A 16,982-nucleotide genomic window follows, 5' to 3' on the forward strand; every position below is an offset into this window, starting at 1 on the left:
GGTGCGGTCTGAAGGGTGGCTAGGCGGCGAGCCGTGGATCGGCCGCGACCTGCAGGATGTCGACGACGGCGTTGGTCACGATGTACACCGTTCCGAGTACGAGGGTGACTCCGGCGATCGCGGGGAAGTCGGAGACGGGGATGCTGCCGGCGAGGTAGTTTCCGATGCCCGGCCAGCTGAAGATCTGCTCGACCACGACGACTCCGGCGAACATGAAGCCGAGCTGGAGCCCGGCCATCGACAGGCCCGGCCCGATCGAGTTGCGCACGACATGGCGCCGCAGCACGGCGAACGGAGTGAGACCCTTCGACTCCGCGGTGCGCACGTAGTCGGCACTCATCGTGACGTCGAGGCTGGAGCGCAGGATGCGCCCGATCGCGATGGCCGGCGCGATGGCCAGCACGACACCGGGCAGAAGCAGGTGTTGGAAGGTGAGGCCGATCGCATCCGGCTGCCCGGTGATGATGCTGTCGAGCACGACGAAGCCGGTCGGCGAACTGCTGTCGACCCCGCGCCCAGACGCCGGAAGCACTCCGAGCTGGGCGTAGAAGAGAACGATGCCGCCGAGCGCCAGCAGAAAGGGAGGAGCCGCCGCGAGCAGGAGCAGGGGCCCGCGGAAGAGCGCGCCGCCCTTGAGTCGAAGCGAGCCGGAGACCGCGAAGAGAACGCCGAGGAGCACGGCGACGACGAACGAGAAGAGCACCAGCTCGAGCGTCGCCGGCAGGAACGACTGCAGATCGGTCAGCACCGGGCGGTGGGTGCGGAACGACTGTCCGAGATCGCCGTGCAGCAGATTCGCGATGAAGCGCAGGTACTGCGCGTAGAGCGGGGCGTTGAGCCCCAGCTCTTCACGCTTGGCCGCGATGGCCTCGGGCGACGCGTTCGCGCCCAGGTACGCCTTGACCGGGTCGCCCGGGCTGACGGCCTGAAGTACGAAGATGATCGCCGAGAGAACGAGGAGCAGAACGACCGCGGATCCGGTGCGGCGCAGAATGAAACGGAACATGCCTCTACCTCCTCTTCGCGAGCAGTGTGCGCACGGCGTCGCCGCCGAGGTTGGACAACAGACTGAGAACCAGCACCGCGAGGCCCGGGATGACCGGAACCCACCACTCGCTGAGCAGCTGAGACAGATTGCGCGCCGTGTCTGCGCCCAACTCCGGGGCGGGCGCCGGTTGGCCCAGGCCGAGGAACGACAGCCCTGCCAGCAGCAGGACGACGTTTCCGATGTCGAGGCTGGCCGTGACGATGGCGGTGGGCACGACGCCCGGAACGATGTGCCGGAAGACGATCCTCGTGCGGCTCGCCCCCGCGACTCTGGCGGCTTCGACGTGCGGCCTCGCCGCGAACGATTTGACCTCGCCGCGGATGATGCGGGCGTAGTACGGCCACCACACGACGGCGATGCCTATGAGCGTGTTCTGCAGGTTGTAGCCCAGCGCGGCGACGATGGCGATGGCCACCAGCGTTCCGGGCAGTGCCAGGAACAGGTCGGTGAATCGCATGAGCGCCGCGTCGACCCACCCTCCGAAGACCCCGGCGGCGACGCCGATGAGCCCGCCGATCACGAGCCCCGACGCCACGATGATGAGCGACGAGAACCACGAGACCTGCACGCCGATGAGGGTGCGACTCAGGATGTCGCGGCCGATCGAGTCGGTGCCGAGGGGGTGACCCTCTGCTCCCGGTGCGAGATTGAGCGCTCCGATCGGTTGCACCGGATCGTAGGGCGCGAGCAGCCGCGCGAACAGGGCTACGAGAGTCAGGATGCCGAGGGCGACCAAAATAGCGACGCTCAGCCGGGTGCCGGCGTGGGCGCCCAGGCTGGCCGCCGGCATCCGGAACCGTCGGGTGCCGACCTCGGGCAGGGCGGTCACGAGAGGACCCCGATCTCGGGAACCGAGGCGAGCAACGAGCGCGTGTACTCGTGCTCGGGATGCCGGATGACGGCATCGGCCTCGCCGCTCTCGACGATGGTGCCCTGGGTCATCACGACCACGCGGTCGCCCATGAGTCTCGCGACGGCCAAGTCGTGCGTCACGAAGAGCACCGTCATGTCGAGGCTGCTGCGCAATTCGCGAATGAGGTTGAGAACACTCGCGGCGAGCGACGCGTCGAGGGCGCTGGTCGGTTCGTCGCACAGAAGAACGGATGGCGGGATGATCGTGGCGCGCGTCAGAGCCACGCGCTGGCGTTGGCCACCCGACAGCTGGGCGGGGCGCAGGGTCGAGACGGTCTCGGGCAGGCCGATCGCCTCGAGGGAGTCGCCGATGCGGCGGGCGGTCGCGGCCCGGTCGAGCTTCAGAGGGCGCAGCCTCTCGCGCAGGATGTCGCCGACCGTGAGCCAGGGTGTGAGCGACGAACCGGCATCCTGGAACACCATCTGGGCGCCGCGACCCGCGAGCTGCACCCGGCCCGTGGTGGCGGGGGCGAGCCCGGCGATCACGCGCAGCAGGGTGGACTTGCCGGAGCCGCTCTCTCCCACGATCGACACCGCCTCACCGGCGGCCACGGAGAGATCGATGCCGCGCAGGGCATGCACCTGACGTCTGCGCCGGCCACCACCCTTGAGAGTGAAGACGGTGGTCAGGCCGGTGATGAGCACGGCGGGCTGCGTCGCGTCGGATGCGCCGGAGCTGGGCGCGGCCGCGATGGGCGGGGCGTCGAGCGTGTCGTGCGTGTAGCCCTGTACGTCGCTGACGGATCGCCAGCATGCTCGAACGTGCTCGGTAGAAGACACCTCGGCGGTTCCCTCGGCGGCCGGCGCCAGGGGAGGCTGCTCGACCCCGCACTGCTCGACGGCGAGTGGACAGCGCGAGTGGTAGGCGCAGCCCTTCAGACGTTCCGCGGCGCTCGCGGTCTCGGGGCGCAGCGTGAGCAGCCGACGATCGCGTGGGGTGTCGAGCGAGAGTCTTGAGCGCAGCAGCCCCACCGTGTACGGATGCGTCGGGCGGTGGATGATCTCCTCGGTCGGCCCGAGCTCGGCGATACGGCCGGCGTACATGACGGCGACGCGGTCGGCGATCTGTGCCGCCACGGCGAGGTCGTGGGTGATGAGCACGACGCTGCAGCCGAATTCGTCGCGCAGCTCGCGAAGCAGATCGAGCACCTGCGCCTGAACGGTCACGTCGAGTGCCGTCGTGGGCTCGTCGGCGATGATCAACGACGGTCGGCCCGCCACGGCAATGGCCGCCATGATCCGCTGGCGGAGTCCGCCGGAGAGCTCGTGCGGATAGACGGTGAAGCGCAGAGCGGCATCCGCGATGCCCACAGCTGTCATCAGGCGCAGCGACTCGGCCGAGTCGTGCGTCGACTCGTCGATCTGCGCGCCGACGCGCATGGTCGGGTTGAGCGAGGTCATCGGGTCCTGGAAGATCACGCCGAGCTCGTTGCGGCGCACCGCGCGCAGCTCGTCGGGTCGACCGTTCACCATGTCGGTGTCGCCGATGCCCACCGTTCCGCCGACCCGCGGCTGGGCGCTCGTGGGCAGCAGACCCATCATGGCCAGGGCCAGCACGCTCTTGCCCGAACCGGACTCGCCGACCATGCCCAGGATCTCGCCCGAGCGCACGCTCAGGTCGATTCCGCGGAGCACATCGGAGCGCACGCCGTCGCGCACCAGGCTGACCTCGAGGTCGCGCACCGTCGCCACGTCAGTCATGGCGCACCCCCTCGTCGGCGAGGAGGCCGGCCTGCACGGCCGAATGGATGTGACGGGGCTGGGTGAGCCAGACGCCGTCGCCCGTGCGGGCGGCGATGTGCTCGAGCGCCCGGGTGAGCTGGCGCAGACGAAAGGGCACACCGGAGATGAAGGAGTGCACCACGATGCTGAGCACGAGAGGCTGTTCGACCGTCGCTGCGGCGAGCAACTCCTCGAACTCGTCGATGATCATGGTCGAGAACTCGACGGGGCCGACGTGGCGGCCGATCATCGACGTGCTGTCGTTGAGCTCGAGCGCGTACGGCACCGAGAGCAGCGGCTGCGAGCGGGTCGTCAACCAGGTGGGTTGATCGTCCATGCGCAGATCGAGCAGGTAGCCGTAGCCTGTCTCGCCGAGCAGGTCGAGCGTGTTCTCGGTGTGCGAGAGCCACGGGCTCGACCAGCCCAGGGGAGCCGAGCCCTCTTCGGCCTCGATGCGGGCCGCGACGGCCGAGAGGTAGGCGCGTTCCGCCTGTTCGTCGAGGCCGACGAGCGAGTCGGAGTTCGAGATGCCGTGGGCCACGAACTCGGCGTCGAGCCGGCGTGCCTCGGCGACGAGGTCGGGCGCGCTGTCGTAGACGGCGGTGTTGAGCAGGACGGTCGGCGGAATGCCGAGTCGGTCGAGTCGGGCGAGCAGGCGGAAGGCGCCGACTCGATTGCCGTAGTCGCGCCAGCTGGCGTTCACGAGATCGGGCGCGGCAACGCCGTCGAGCAGGTTCTCGGTGTGCCCGTCTCCGAAGTGGTAGTCCTCGATGCCGACGGCGACGTAGACCGCGAGGCGCGCTCCATTGGGCCAGGCGGTGCCGACTCGTGCCGTGATGGCCGAGTACGGGTATCGATCGTGCGCCGCGATACTGCGCGCGATCGAGGCGGTGGTGGTCGATTCGGTGGTCATGATTGTCCGATCCATCTGTTCATGCCGACATCTGCGGCGGCCGCTCTGCGCACCATCGCCTGATAGGGCGCAACGAGCGGTCGCGCTGCCTGGCGCGCACGCTCGATCACGGGGAGTTTGTGGGCGAAGAGATCGCGGGCCTCGTCGAGGAGCGCGGTCTCGTCGATCGTGGTGATCGTGCCGTTCTCGAACACCACGCGCCCGCCCACCATGGTCAGTCGCACGCTGCCGCCCTGCTCGCAGTACACGAGTTGGCCGCGCAGGTCGTTGAAGGGGGTGAAGGCGCTGCTGTGCAGATCGAGAAGCGCGAGATCGGCGATTCGTCCCTCTTCGACGGCGCCGAGATCGTCCGACCTCAACAGGGCCGCCGCGCCGCCGCGCCATAGGCTGTCGAGCACCTCTGCAGCGGTCGGCCACTGATTGCTGTCGAGTCCCGACACGTTGTGCACCAGGCCGGCTGTCTTCACGACGCCCCAGAGATTCACGCTGTCGTCGCACACGGCCTCGTCGACACCGAGCGCGACCGGGATTCCCAGCTCGCGCATCCGGCGGTACGGGGCGACGCCGCTGCCGAGGCGCAGGTTGCTGACCGGGTTGTGAGCGATCGTGCTTCCCGCCCCTGCGACCGCCTCGAGGTCGGCATCGTCGACCCACACCGCGTGGATCACGTTGGTGCGCTCGTTCAGAAGCCCGAGGTGGGCGGTGTAGCGCACCAGCGAACGCCCGGCGAAGCGAGGCTGCTCGGTGATGAGCGTGCGCTGCGCCTTCGTCTCGAGCATGTGAGCGAACAACGGGATCGAGTGGAGGCGACTGAGATCGTCGAGGGCGGCGAAGTACTCGGGGCTCACACGCTGTGGAGCGGAGATCGAGACCGCGGCGGTGAGACGGCCGTTCTCGGCGCCGTGCCAGCGGTCGAGCAGATACGCGTACGCCTCGAGCAGGCCTGCGGCATCGAGGGGGGCAGGTGCATCGAGGGCGGCAGCCAGCTCGCCGCGAGCGGAGGCTCGCAGGTACGGCAGCTTCTCGCCCTCTGGCAGCTCGGGCTGGTCGAGGGCGACGGATGCACGGATGCCGGCGTCGGCGTAGGCCTGCATCACCGCGTCGATGATCTCGGGCGTCGGGTGCGGCATGAGAAAGGCGTCGTCTTGAACCGTCGTCGTGCCCGTTCGCAGCATCTCGAGGGCGGCGAGCATCGTGCGCAGATAGGCCTCGCGCGGGGTGGGCGTCAGCTCGGCGTCGGCGGGTGACTCGAACAGCATGAAGAGCTCGAGCGGAAGGCTCGGCATGGAGCCCTTCATGTGGTTTGCGGGGGAGTGGAAGTGGGCGTTGATGAGGCCCGGAACGAGGAGGTGGCGCGACCGACCGTCGATCACGCGATGCGTCTGCCCGGCGGAGGCTTTGCTGATGCCGTCGCCGGTGCCGGCGTTGGTGTCGGCGCCGATCTCGTCGAACCGGCCCCGCGCATCCGAGCCGATGGCGGTGATGCGCTCGCCCGAGACGAGCACGTCGGTGGGGCCGAACATGCCGCTCTCGGAGGAGTCGTCGTAGACGTAGACGTTGCTGAAGAGGATGCTCATCGGGCGCCTCCCTCGGGCGAGGTGGGTGAGGTGGGAGAAACGGGAGAAGCCCACGTGCTGACCCGCGAGGTGCCCAGGCCCTGCGCGAGCAGGCCGTCGGCCAGGGCCACCGCGGCGGAGACTCCCTCGATGACCGGCGCGCCCAGGGCGTCGCCGAGCGGGCCGACGAGGTCTGCCAGCCCGGCGCATCCGAGCACGATCGCCTCGGCCGCGTCGTCGGCGAGCGCCCGGCGGCCCTCGTCGACGAACAGCGAGAACAGGTGCATCGAGCCGCTCTCGACGGCCGAGACCGGTTCGTCGACGGTGCGCACGACGACGCGATGCTCGAGGCCGAGTGAACGCACGACCCGATCGGTCATCTCGCGCGTTCTCGGGGGCATGGTGATGACGGTGAAGCGGTGCGCCACGATCGCCGCGGTCGACAGGGCGGCCTCGGTCATTCCGACGACGGGGCCGCGTGCGGCCTCCCGCGCGGCGGGCACACCCGTGTCGCCGAAGCAGGCGATGACATAGGCATCCGGCCTGACGTCGGCGTCGCTCGCCTCGAGTCGCTGCACCTCGGCCAAGACCGACGCGGCTCCGTGAACCTCGTCGACGTGGGTCTCGATGCTCGGCACGCCGTGTGCGGGTGTCACGCCGACGAGCTCGGTGCCGACGCGCGCCGCGGGCCTGGCGGCCTCGACGACGGTCGCGGTCATCGCGGCGGTCGTGTTCGGGTTGATGATCGCGATGCGCATCAGTCGACCTCGGTTCGTGTGCTCGGGGTCGAGGCGACGGCGGCGAGCAGGCCGTCGATGCCGAACGAGCCGATGGCGACGCGGGCCGCGGCGGCTCCGGCCTCGGCGGCAGCGATCGGGTCTCCGGTGAGCAGGTGCACGGCGGCGAATGCGCCGCAGAACGCGTCGCCGGCACCCGTGCTGTCGACCGCCGTCACGGCCGTGGCGGGCACCTCGATGACGTCGGCGCCGGGAGCGGCCAGCACGACGCATCCCTTTTCTGCGCGCTTGATGACGACGACGGATGCGCCGCGCTCGGCGAACAGCCGGGCGGCCGCGGCGAGATCGTCGGTCGCCGCGAGGTTCACGGCCTCGACCTCGCTGGGGAGGAAGACGTCGCACAGTCCGACCAGCTCGAGCAGCGCCTCGCGGTTGCCGTCGAGGTAGTCCTCCTGCAGATCGAGGTAGATGGTCGCGTCGGTGCGCTCGCGCAGCCAGGGGCCCAGAGCGAGCTGGGACTCGAGGCTCATGGCCGAGACGAGAATTCCGGATGCCGTCAGCGCGTGGGCGTCGACGTCGGCCGGGTAGACGGAGAGCCTGTCGAAGTCCTCCCCGGAGGCCAGCATGTCCCAGCTGCGAGAGCCGTCGGCCAGATAGGTGACGACGTTGCGCACGGTGGGCAGATCGCGGTGGGGTAGCCCGTCGATCGACACACCCGCGTCGACGAGTGAGTCGAGCACTCCGTGAGGGAGGTCGGTGCCGACGGGTGCGAGCATGCGCACGTCGTCGAGGTGCAGACGTGCGGCCAGTGCTGCATAGGCGGCGTCGCCACCCATCGCGGGCTCGCTGGGTACGCCGCCGTGCACCGCCACGTCGACGGTGAGGTTGCCGATGCACACCAGCGTGAAGGCCTTCGTATCAGGCATGGGGCGCCTCAGTGGGGGCGTCGAGCTGTGCGTCGAGGGGTGCCTCGGTGGGGGTGTCGAGGGGTGCCTCGAGCGCGGCTTCGGCTGGTGCGTCGAGTGCGGCTTCGGCCGCGGCGAACTTCGCCATGCCGAGGTGGTAGCCGACGAGCTGCGCGGCGGGCAGGTAGATCAGAGGGCTCAAAGCCTCGTCGATCTCGGGAAGCTCGAAGGTCTCATTCGCGTGCTCGGCGAACGCCGTCTCGCCGACCGTGGTGAACACATACAGCTGACCACCGAAGCGGCGCGCATCGGTGCCGGTGTCGACGGCACGAGGAACAGACGGACCGGTGGGCGCGATCAGGAACATCGGCTCGCCGGGCTTCTGCGAGTTGTAGTGGTGGAACTCCTCGACCTCGATCTCGACGGCGTGATCGGGGGTGGTCTCCTTGATCTTCGCCGCTCCCACGATGGCTGCGGCCCAGTTGGGGCCCGCCGCCGAGAAGAGGTACATCGATCGGTGGGCCTCGATCGCGGCGACGGCGGCGATGGGCGCATCGAGCTGGGCGAGCACCGACGCCATGAGCTCGGGCAGGCCGTCGAGCGCCTCCGAGAGGACGGCGGCGCGGGGGATGCCACGACGCGTGCCGACGAGAGCTGCAAGACGGAATAGCAGGGCGACGGCCGCGGTCGACGACTGCGTAGGCCAGCCGACCCGGGTTGCCTCGATGAGCAGGGTCGTCTGGCTCTCGACGTCGAGGCTCGAACCGGGCGTGTTCGTGAGTGCGATGGTCATGGCCCCGGCGTGCTGGGCGACGAGCGCCGCCTCGACGGTGCGCGTGGTCTCGCCTGAGCTCGACAGTGCGACGACGAGGCTTCGCTCGGTCACGAGGTGGGAGCGGTAGTACGCGAACTCCAGGCTCTGCACGGGCTCGCAGGCCGCCCCGAGCATCTCTTCGAGAACGCTCCGGGCGGCGATCATCACGGCGAGAGAGTCGCCGGCGCCCACGAGAAAGACCCTGTCGATCGAGGCGCTCGCGATCGTGTCCGCCAGCTCTGTGAGCGTCTGCTCGTTGCGCAGCCAGGTCGCTCGGATGGCGTCGGGCTGGCCGAACATCTCGCCTCGCGTCGCCTCGACGCGGAAGCGACGCTTGGGGTCGAGCGGATCGTCTGTCGGAAGGGCGAGGATGCTCGCGCGCTCCGCCGCGGAGACGCGTTCGACGACCTGCTTCTGGCGGGCGTCGAGCGGGCTGTCGGGGCCGAGGAGGGGGCTGTCGAGAACGGGGGAGCTCATGGGTGAGGTGCTTTCGGGTCGAGGGGTCGGGGTGAGTGTCTGGGGCGTGACGCGGGTCGGGATCGCGGGTCGGGGGTGGGTCGGTGGCCCTGCGGTCGGCGCCGGTCGCGGGCCGGCGGTGGTGGGTCGGGCTCAGGTCGTGGCGAAGGCGCGAGCGGCGATCGGGTCGATTCGGGCGTCGTCTCCTCCGCCTGTCTTGATCGCGCTGCCCAGAATCGCGCCGTCGGCTCCGGCGCGCGCGATGGCCAGGTTGTCGAGCGTGACCCGACCTCCGATGAGCACGTCGACGTCGGGGCCGATCGACGCCCTCACCGCTGCGATATCGGTGACCGCGTCGGCGACGCCGCTGTCTCGGGTCACGATGATCTTCGAGGCGCCGCCGAACGACATCGCCTCTGCCGCCGCCCACGTGACGTCGCCGGTGATGGCCCGACTCGTCGCCTCATGCGCATCCGCCCAGACCTCGACGTCGGAGCCGAGGAGTCGTCGCAGCATGGCGACGCGGTGCGAGCATCCTTCGATCCAGCCATCCGGTCCGGCGGAGACGCCGGTGAGCACCTTCACGCGGATGAACTGCGCGTCGATCGCGTGCGCGATGGCCACCGACGCGACGCCGTCGTTATGGCCGGTGACGACACCGAGAGGTATACCGACGGCTCGTCGGACCTCGGCTCCGACGACCGCCATCGCGGCCACCGTGGCTGGGCCGACATGCTCGGGCTGCGGGTTGTCGCTGGCGTCCTGGATCATGACGTCGGTGAATCCGGCCTCGGCCAGAACGAGCGCGTCTTCGGCGGCGATGCGAGCGATCTCGCGCACGGATGCGCCGCGATAGTTGGCCGCCCCGGGGAGGGGTGGCAGGTGCACGACTCCCACCAGACGGAACGTCGACTCGACACGTGCGGGGCTATTACTGCTCATGCACAAACGGTATACAGTTTCGTGTTTCCGTCATGTTTCTCGCGGTAAACATCGCGTTACTGCAGCGGATTGTATTCAGTTAGACACAGGGTGCGCCGTACTGGCTCGGTTGTCAGCTCTTCCGCAGCTCCTGCGCGAGCATCACGATGATGCCGCTCGGGCCTCGCACGTAGGTGAGCTTGTAGAGATCCGCGTAGGTCGCCACCCCGCGAAGCGGGGTGCATCCGTGTTTCGCCGCGATGGCGAGCGACTCGTCGATGTCGTCGACCGAGAAGGCGATTCGGTGCATGCCGATCTCGTTGGGCAGCGTAGGCGTCGTCTCGACGGCGTCGGGGTGGATGTACTCGAAGAGCTCGATGCGACCGTTACCGTCGGGGGTCTGCAGCATGGCGATCTTGGCGTGATTGCCATCGAGGCCGACCGCGGTGTCGGCCCACTCGCCGCTCACCTCGTCGCGGCCGATGACGGTGAGGCCGAGGTCGGTGAAGAAGGCGATAGTCGCATCGAGATCGCGCACGGCGACGGCGACATTCTCGAGCTTGATGGGCATGATTCCGATGCTAATCAGGGGCGGCCGGTGTGGATAGGCGGGCGTGTGCGTGATCGGGCGTCTAGTCCTCCACAGGTGGGTGGGTCGAGCGGTTATCCACAGGGGAATAGGCTGGTCAGAGCATATTTGGCAGAACGACGGCAGTGTCAGTGGCTGCTGTTTGAATTCTCGTATGGACCTTCACGACGCATCGCTCAGCGAGATCGCTGCGCGTCTGCGTGAGCTGCTCGACGGGCAGCGTGGTGCGGTGATGGCGGGGGCCGTGTCGGGCGATGGCTTGCTCGAGGCCGTGCACGCGTGGGAAGAGGTGGGCCGTGCCAGCGACGCTGCCCGCACCTGGGTCGCGGCAGAGGTCGAGCACGAGTCGCGGCGCGAGCTCGAGGGCTCGGGCCTGGCCTATAGGCACGGGTTCGCGTCGGCCAAGAAGCTGGTCGCGGCCACGGCGAATATCTCCGAACGCACGGCGGGTGGGCGCGTGGCCCTGGGGCGGTTCGTGCGCTCCTCGCTGTCGCCGACGGGCTTGCCGCTGCCCAGTCGTTTTCCCGCCGTCGAGAGTGCATTCTTCGCCGGCCAGGTCGGGGGCGATGCCGCTTCGGTCATCTGCCGCTCCCTGTCCGAGGTGGTGTCGCACGTCACGTGGTCCGAGGCGGTCGACGAGGCCGAGCAGCGCCTGGTCGAGGCGGCCACTGAGACCTTCGGTGAGCCCGACGCCGGCGGGTTGCTGGCACCCTGCTACACGGTCGACGAGCTTGCGCGACTCGCTGCGCGCATCCGTGAGCATCTCGACCCCGATGGTGCGGAGCCTCGGGATGCCGTCAAGCAGCAATTGCGTGGGTTCAGCTACCCGAGGGTGGGCGCCGACGGCATGGCTCGCGGGCGCTATGCGCTTCCGCCGCTGCAGCTGGGGGTGTTCCTCGCGGCGGTCGACTCGATTCTGAGTCCGCGCACGGCTGACCCGGATGCGCCGGATGCGCCGGATGCGCCGGATGCGCCGGGCGGGGGTGCCGAGGGTGACGCTGGCGTGAGCGGTGCCGCTGGCCCGAGTGGCACTTCTGCTCCGAGTGGCACCTCTGCCCCGAGTGGCATCTCCGACCCGGATGGCTTCGCGGTCGTCGACCCGCGCACGGCCGAGCAGAAGCTTCTCGACGCGGTGATGGCGCTGATCGAGTTGGCCGCGGCGTCACCCGCGGCCTCTCGGCTGAACGGTTTGGCGCCGACCATCAACGTGCACGTCACGGCGAGCGACCTCGAGGCGGGCCGCGGCGTCGGCTGGATAGATGGAAGCACAGAACCGATCCCCATGAGCACGATTCAGATGCTCGGGTGCGATGCGGAGCTGACCGCGACGGTCTTCGGCTCGGCTGGCCAAGTCTTGAGCCAAGGAAAGACACAGCGACTGGCGAGTCGCCGACAACGAAGAGCCCTCGCCGCGCGCGACGGGGGCTGCGTGATTCCCGGATGCACGGCGCCGCCATCGCGATGCCAGGCGCACCACGTCGTTCCGTGGACGAGCAGCAGCTTTCTCGCCGGTTGCACCGACGTCGACAACTTGGCGTTGCTCTGTCCGTTCCATCACTCCACGATCCACACCTCGGCGTGGCAGCTCGTCATGATCAACGGCAAGCCGCACGTGCGCGAGCCCGGATGGCACGGTAGACACAACCCGGCCCGCGCGGCCGGGCACCAGAGGGCGGGTCGGGGGTGGTGATGGTGGTGCGCCGTAAGGCGCGGTCCGCGCTCGATGCGGGGGTTAGCGTCGACTGCTCGACACTCCCTGCCGCAGTCAGCGGCGGCTGCCCCATTCCTTGTTCCAGTAAGCCGCATCGGCGCTTGCCGTGCGCAGAACCGCGTCGGGAGCTGGTGGTGCCAACCAGAACTGAAGGAGGTAGAAGTCGACGACATCGGGATCGAACTCGCCCGCCTGACCCGCGTCACGGCCGCGGGCACTCGCGCGTAGCCGGTAGCTTCCTGCGGGAAGGTCGAGGGTGCCGCTGTCTGCCCAGCTCCAGGTGCCCCAACCGACGGAGTCACCGGCAGAGACGGTCACCGAGACTTCCACGGAGTCCTCCCACGCTGCATCCGTCGGCGCCTCTTGCTGCGGCTCCTGGGGCCAGAGTTCGGCACGCAGAGCGGAGCCGCCCCCGTATCGGGCGAGTACCACGACCACGACTCCCTCGACCGCGGCGCCGATCCAGCCGTTGAGCTGACCGGCGAAGAAGCGATCTGCGTCGCCGTCCCAGGTGGTGCCCGAGGAGTCCCATTCCAGGGTGAACTGGCCGTAGTTGGTGTGCACGACCTGGTCGAGCAGAACGATCGGCGTCACGCGTGCACCCGCAGGTAGCGGTGCTCGGGGCGACCGGTCGTGCCGTAACGAAGTCGCACGTCGACCACGCCGCGCGCCGCCATGGCCGAGAGGTGCCGCTGCGCCGTCGCCCGCGAGACGCCGGCGCGGTCCGCGATCTCCGACGCAGACGACTCGGTGTCGCCCAGAGCCTCGAGCAAGACCTGCTCGGTCGCGGAACGGGAGACCGAGGGCGAGTCGCCGCCCGCCCGGAGGATCGCCAGCGCCCGATCGATGTCTTCTTGGGCGACCGCTCGCTCCTCATCGAGGATGTTGCGGAAGCGCAGATATTGATCGAGGAGGTCGGTGAGCGCGCGCTGCGCAAACGGCTTGATCAGATAGCCGAGCGCTCCCGAGCGCAGAGCGCGCCGCACGGTGCCGGCGTCGGTAGCGGCCGAGAGCACGAAGGCGTCGACTCCGACATCGCGAAGGAACGCTACGCCGTCGCCATCGGGCAGAAACGCGTCGACGAGCAACAGATCAGGGCGCTCGGAGCGCAGCGCGACCGTCGCCTCGGCCAGTGTGCGCACCGGCTCGAGGGCCAGATAGCCGGGTCGTTCGGAGACGATGTCGCGGTGCAGTCCGGCGACGCGGAAGTCGTCTTCGATCACGAGGACGCGAACGGGTGCGGTCATAGGGCGTCATCCTTCGAAGCAGATGTGATGTCGAGTACGTTGCGCAGGCGTGCACCGAAGACGGCACCCGAGAGGTCCTCTTCGGCATCCGACGCGCCGCGGCCCGAACCCGGGCCCGCCGGGTCGGCGCGCGAGTCGGGCTCGTCGGCATCCGGTCCGCCTGAGGCGATGAGCCAGACGTCGCCGCCGTGACGGCGGGCGAGTTCGCGCGACAGCGGCAGACCGACGCCCAGGCCGTGTACGCGATCGGCGGCGCCGGCCGAGGTGTCGATGCGGGAGCCCTCGCGGCGCCGAAACAGGTCGTTTGTCTCGGCGACGCCCGGCCCGGAGTCCGACACGGTGAGCACGAGGTCCGCGCCGTCGCCGTAACAGCCGATGCTTACACGGCGAGGCTCGCGCCCGGCCACCGCGGCCCGCACGGCGTTGTCGACGAGATTGCCGAGCACCGCGGCCACATCCTCGACGTCGCGCAACGGCGACAGCAGCAGCGAATCGGCCGCGACCGACACCCTCACGCCGCGCTCGCCCGCCTCGAGCGCGTGCGCGCCGATGAGCGCGTGCAGCAGAGCGTCGCCGATCAGATCGATGTTCTCGACGGGGTAGTCGACCGGCCCGCGCTGCAGCTGTTCGCCGAGGAACTCGCGCGCCTCTGGCCCGCGACCCGCGTCGAGCAGGCCGGCCGCCACGTGCAGACGGTTGGCGAACTCGTGCCGTTGCACGCGCAACGCGCTCGTCATCGCCCGCACCGTTTCGAGGCGTTCACTGAGGGCCACGAGGTCAGTGCGGTCGCGCACGATCAGCACGGTGCCGAGGTCGCGACCATCGCGGCGCACCGGCTGCGCATCGACATAGAGAACGCGGTCTCCCGACACGATGCCGTCTCCCGCGGTTCCCTCCCGAACGGCCGTGAGGATGGCTGGCGCAACCCCGAGCGCGTCGAGGGTCTTGCCCTCCGGGTCGGCGAGGCCGAGCAGCTCGCGGGCGGTCTCGTTGCACAGCCGCACCATCCCGGCGTCGTCCAATGCGATGACGCCGTCACCGACGCCATCCAAAACCGCGGCCTGGTTCTGCACAAGCGCGACGAGCTCTTCGGGCTGCACGCCGAGCGTCAGGCGCTCCCACCGTCGCCGCAAGAGCATCGCAGAGAGCGCCGCGAGTAGCAGGGCCGCGGCGGCCGCGGCTGCGATTCCCCCGATCAGTGTGGGGAGATCGTTGAAGACGCTCGACGGCTCGAACCCGACGCTCACCTCACCGACGGGCGCGGCGCCCTCGCCGTCGGGCGGGAGCACGGGCACCTTCGCCCGCGCCGAGACGCCCAGGGTGCCCTGCTGCCAGGTCACCACCTCTTTTCCGGCGAGCACCTCGCGATAGTCGGTGCTGACGGGCTGGCCGAGAGCATCCGCGTCGGGGTGGGCGAGCCGGATGCCGTGGTCGTCGGTGATCACGACGAAGAGCGTGCCGGTGCGTTCGGTCACCGCGCCGGCGAGCCTCTGCAGCTCGCCGTCTCGAAGATCCGCAGCCTGCGGCGTGCCCGGATCGGCACTCGCCTGGGCTACATCGGCGCGCACTTGCGGGTCGACCGCGACGGTTCGAGCGATGTTGAGGGCGGAATTCTCGGCCTCGGTGCGCAGCTGCTGGATGCCGAGGAGGAGAAAGACCACGGCGCACACCGCGACGACGGCGACGGCCGTCGCCGTCTGCAACAGCACCACCCGCGTTGAGAACCTCATCATTCCTCCAACGTGAGCATAATGCGCTGAACCTGCGCTTCGCGCAGAAGCTCCGCCAATGAGAGATAGCGCGCGCGCCGGGCGAGAAGTCCATAGATTCGCGTGATCCGGTTGACGAGGAACGTCTGCCGCAGACAAAGGAGTCGAGATGCCCCCTGTTCTCACCGCCCTCGCGGCCGCGGCCGACGAGGAGGGCTACGACCTGGCCTTCACCCCGTCGGATGGCACGCTGGTCGTGCTCGGGTTCGTGATGGTGCTGGCCTTCATGGCGCTCATCATGACGCGTCGACTCACCCCGATGGTCGCGCTCATCGTCGTGCCCACCATCTTCGGACTCTTCGCAGGCGCGGGCTTCGGGCTCGGCGACATGGTGATCGACGCGATCTCGTCGATGGCACCGACTGCTGCGCTGCTCATGTTCGCGATCATGTACTTCGGCATCATGATCGACGTCGGCCTGTTCGACCCGCTCATCCGGCTGATCACCCGTCTTCTGGGCGACGACCCGGCGAAGGTGGTGCTGGGAACGGCGCTGCTGGCCGGCGCGGTCTCGCTCGACGGCGATGGATCGACGACCTTCATCATCACAACGTCTGCCATGCTGCCCATCTACCTCCGGCTCGGAATGAGTCCGGTGGTGCTCACCTGCGTGGCGGGTCTGATGAATGGAACTCTCAACATCGTGCCCTGGGGCGGACCGACGGTGCGCGCGGCATCCGCTCTCGCGCTCGAGCCGACCGACATCTTCGTGCCCATGCTGCCGTCTCTGGGGGCGGGGCTCATCATCACCCTCACGTTCGCCTGGTTCCTCGGTCTGGGGGAGCGTCGCCGCCTCGCCGGGTCGATCGACACGTCACGCCTCGACGGAACCCGCGGCGACGGCATCTTCGGTGGCCCCCGCCTGTTCCGCGGCGCGGGCTCGAAGCCCGGTGCCGCCGCCACGCTGCACACCGGCAACATCGTCGCGGTGCGCGGCGCCCGGGGAGGGGTCGCAGCGGCGGCGCTCGTCGAAGATGCAGACACGGCCATGGCCGACACGATGCTCGACCCGAACCGGGCGACACTGCGCCCGAAGCTCATCTGGTTCAATCTCATTTTGACGGTCGCGGTCATGGTGCTGCTCGTACTCGACCTCTTCCCGCTCGCGTTCGTGTTCATGGTCGGCGCCTCGATCGCGCTGATCGTCAACTTTCCGAAGCTCAAGAGCCAGGCCGACGAGATCGTGGCTCACGCACCGTCGATCGTCGGTGTCGTCTCGATGGTTCTCGCGGCCGGCGTGCTGGTCGGCGTTCTCAATGGAACCGGCATGGTGACGGCGATGGCCTCGTGGATCACCGAGGTGATCCCGGCGGAGATGGGCCCGTTCCTCGCCGTCATCACGGGCGTGCTGTCTATTCCGTTCACATTCTTCATGTCGAACGATGCGTTCTACTACGGCATTCTGCCCGTGCTCGCCGAGAGCGCGTCGCACTTCGGGATCGCCCCGGTCGAGATGGCCCGAGCGTCGATCACGGGGCAGCCCGTGCATCTGCAGAGCCCGCTCGTGCCGGCCATCCTGCTTCTCGTCTCGCTCGCCAACGTCAACCTCGGTGATCACCACAAGAAGGTGCTGTGGCGGGCCGTGATCGTCTCGCTTGCGATGCTCGCGGTCGGGGTGCTGGTGGGCTCGATTCCGCTACGCGCCTGACGCCGGCGGCGCGCCTCCGACGCCGGACGCGCGC

General features: G+C 69.1%; 15 protein-coding genes. 2 read left to right on the forward strand and 13 right to left on the reverse strand.

Translation table 11 applies throughout. The features are described from left to right. Window positions 1–19 precede the first annotated feature (19 nt). From CCK87_RS10460 to CCK87_RS10505, 10 genes are all read right to left on the reverse strand, one after another. On the reverse strand, window positions 20–1,006 hold the full coding sequence (locus CCK87_RS10460) for an ABC transporter permease (protein WP_086461398.1): 987 nt from the start codon (window positions 1,004–1,006) through the stop codon (window positions 20–22). Between the two features lie 4 nt (window positions 1,007–1,010). Then, window positions 1,011–1,877: an ABC transporter permease gene (locus tag CCK87_RS10465; protein WP_249273842.1), complete on the reverse strand. Its 867-nt coding sequence runs from the start codon at window positions 1,875–1,877 to the stop codon at window positions 1,011–1,013. Further along, complete coding sequence (locus CCK87_RS10470; RefSeq protein WP_086461399.1) at window positions 1,874–3,661, reverse strand: ABC transporter ATP-binding protein; 1,788 nt, start codon at window positions 3,659–3,661, stop codon at window positions 1,874–1,876. Before CCK87_RS10470 ends, CCK87_RS10465 begins: the two co-directional genes overlap by 4 nt. Then, window positions 3,654–4,595 carry a polysaccharide deacetylase family protein gene (locus CCK87_RS10475; RefSeq protein WP_140162816.1) on the reverse strand — a complete coding sequence of 314 codons (942 nt, stop codon included), beginning with the start codon at window positions 4,593–4,595 and terminating at the stop codon, window positions 3,654–3,656. Before CCK87_RS10475 ends, CCK87_RS10470 begins: the two co-directional genes overlap by 8 nt. Then, entirely contained in the window at window positions 4,592–6,172 is a 1,581-nt protein-coding gene (locus CCK87_RS10480) for an amidohydrolase family protein (RefSeq protein ID WP_086461400.1), read from the reverse strand. The genes CCK87_RS10475 and CCK87_RS10480 overlap by 4 nt, the downstream gene beginning before the upstream one ends. Next, window positions 6,169–6,909, reverse strand: a complete 741-nt coding sequence (locus CCK87_RS10485; RefSeq protein ID WP_086461401.1) for an aspartate/glutamate racemase family protein — start codon at window positions 6,907–6,909, stop codon at window positions 6,169–6,171. Before CCK87_RS10485 ends, CCK87_RS10480 begins: the two co-directional genes overlap by 4 nt. Beyond that, window positions 6,909–7,814: a carbohydrate kinase family protein gene (locus CCK87_RS10490; protein ID WP_086461402.1), complete on the reverse strand. Its 906-nt coding sequence runs from the start codon at window positions 7,812–7,814 to the stop codon at window positions 6,909–6,911. The genes CCK87_RS10485 and CCK87_RS10490 overlap by 1 nt, the downstream gene beginning before the upstream one ends. After that, window positions 7,807–9,084 carry an SIS domain-containing protein gene (locus CCK87_RS10495; RefSeq protein ID WP_086461403.1) on the reverse strand — a complete coding sequence of 426 codons (1,278 nt, stop codon included), beginning with the start codon at window positions 9,082–9,084 and terminating at the stop codon, window positions 7,807–7,809. Before CCK87_RS10495 ends, CCK87_RS10490 begins: the two co-directional genes overlap by 8 nt. A 132-nt stretch (window positions 9,085–9,216) precedes the next feature. Beyond that, entirely contained in the window at window positions 9,217–10,005 is a 789-nt protein-coding gene (locus CCK87_RS10500) for a BtpA/SgcQ family protein (RefSeq protein WP_086461404.1), read from the reverse strand. A gap of 112 nt (window positions 10,006–10,117) precedes the next feature. Further along, window positions 10,118–10,555, reverse strand: coding sequence for a VOC family protein (locus CCK87_RS10505; protein ID WP_086461405.1), 438 nt, complete (start codon window positions 10,553–10,555; stop codon window positions 10,118–10,120). A gap of 172 nt (window positions 10,556–10,727) precedes the next feature. On the opposite strand from CCK87_RS10505, the gene CCK87_RS10510 reads away from it, so the two are divergent. Then, window positions 10,728–12,263, forward strand: a complete 1,536-nt coding sequence (locus CCK87_RS10510; RefSeq protein ID WP_086461406.1) for an HNH endonuclease signature motif containing protein — start codon at window positions 10,728–10,730, stop codon at window positions 12,261–12,263. 75 nt (window positions 12,264–12,338) lie between these two features. Here CCK87_RS10510 and CCK87_RS10515 read toward each other — a convergent pair whose 3' ends face one another. The 3 genes from CCK87_RS10515 to CCK87_RS10525 are packed head-to-tail and all read right to left on the reverse strand — an operon-like array spanning window position 12,339 to window position 15,264. After that, the gene (locus CCK87_RS10515) at window positions 12,339–12,878 is read right to left on the reverse strand and encodes a hypothetical protein (RefSeq protein ID WP_086461407.1); all 540 of its coding nucleotides are present in this window, start codon (window positions 12,876–12,878) and stop codon (window positions 12,339–12,341) included. Further along, entirely contained in the window at window positions 12,875–13,531 is a 657-nt protein-coding gene (locus tag CCK87_RS10520; RefSeq protein WP_086461408.1) for a response regulator, read from the reverse strand. The genes CCK87_RS10515 and CCK87_RS10520 overlap by 4 nt, the downstream gene beginning before the upstream one ends. Beyond that, window positions 13,528–15,264 (reverse strand): sensor histidine kinase, encoded by a 1,737-nt coding sequence (locus CCK87_RS10525; RefSeq protein WP_349289993.1) that lies wholly within the window; start codon window positions 15,262–15,264, stop codon window positions 13,528–13,530. Before CCK87_RS10525 ends, CCK87_RS10520 begins: the two co-directional genes overlap by 4 nt. A gap of 145 nt (window positions 15,265–15,409) precedes the next feature. Here CCK87_RS10525 and CCK87_RS10530 point away from each other — a divergent pair, with 145 nt between their 5' ends. Then, a complete protein-coding gene (locus tag CCK87_RS10530) occupies window positions 15,410–16,948 on the forward strand; it encodes a CitMHS family transporter (protein WP_086461409.1) in 1,539 nt (512 codons plus the stop codon). Window positions 16,949–16,982 lie beyond the last annotated feature (34 nt).

The organism is Agreia sp. VKM Ac-1783 (assembly GCF_900177765.1).
GTDB lineage: Bacteria > Actinomycetota > Actinomycetes > Actinomycetales > Microbacteriaceae > Agreia.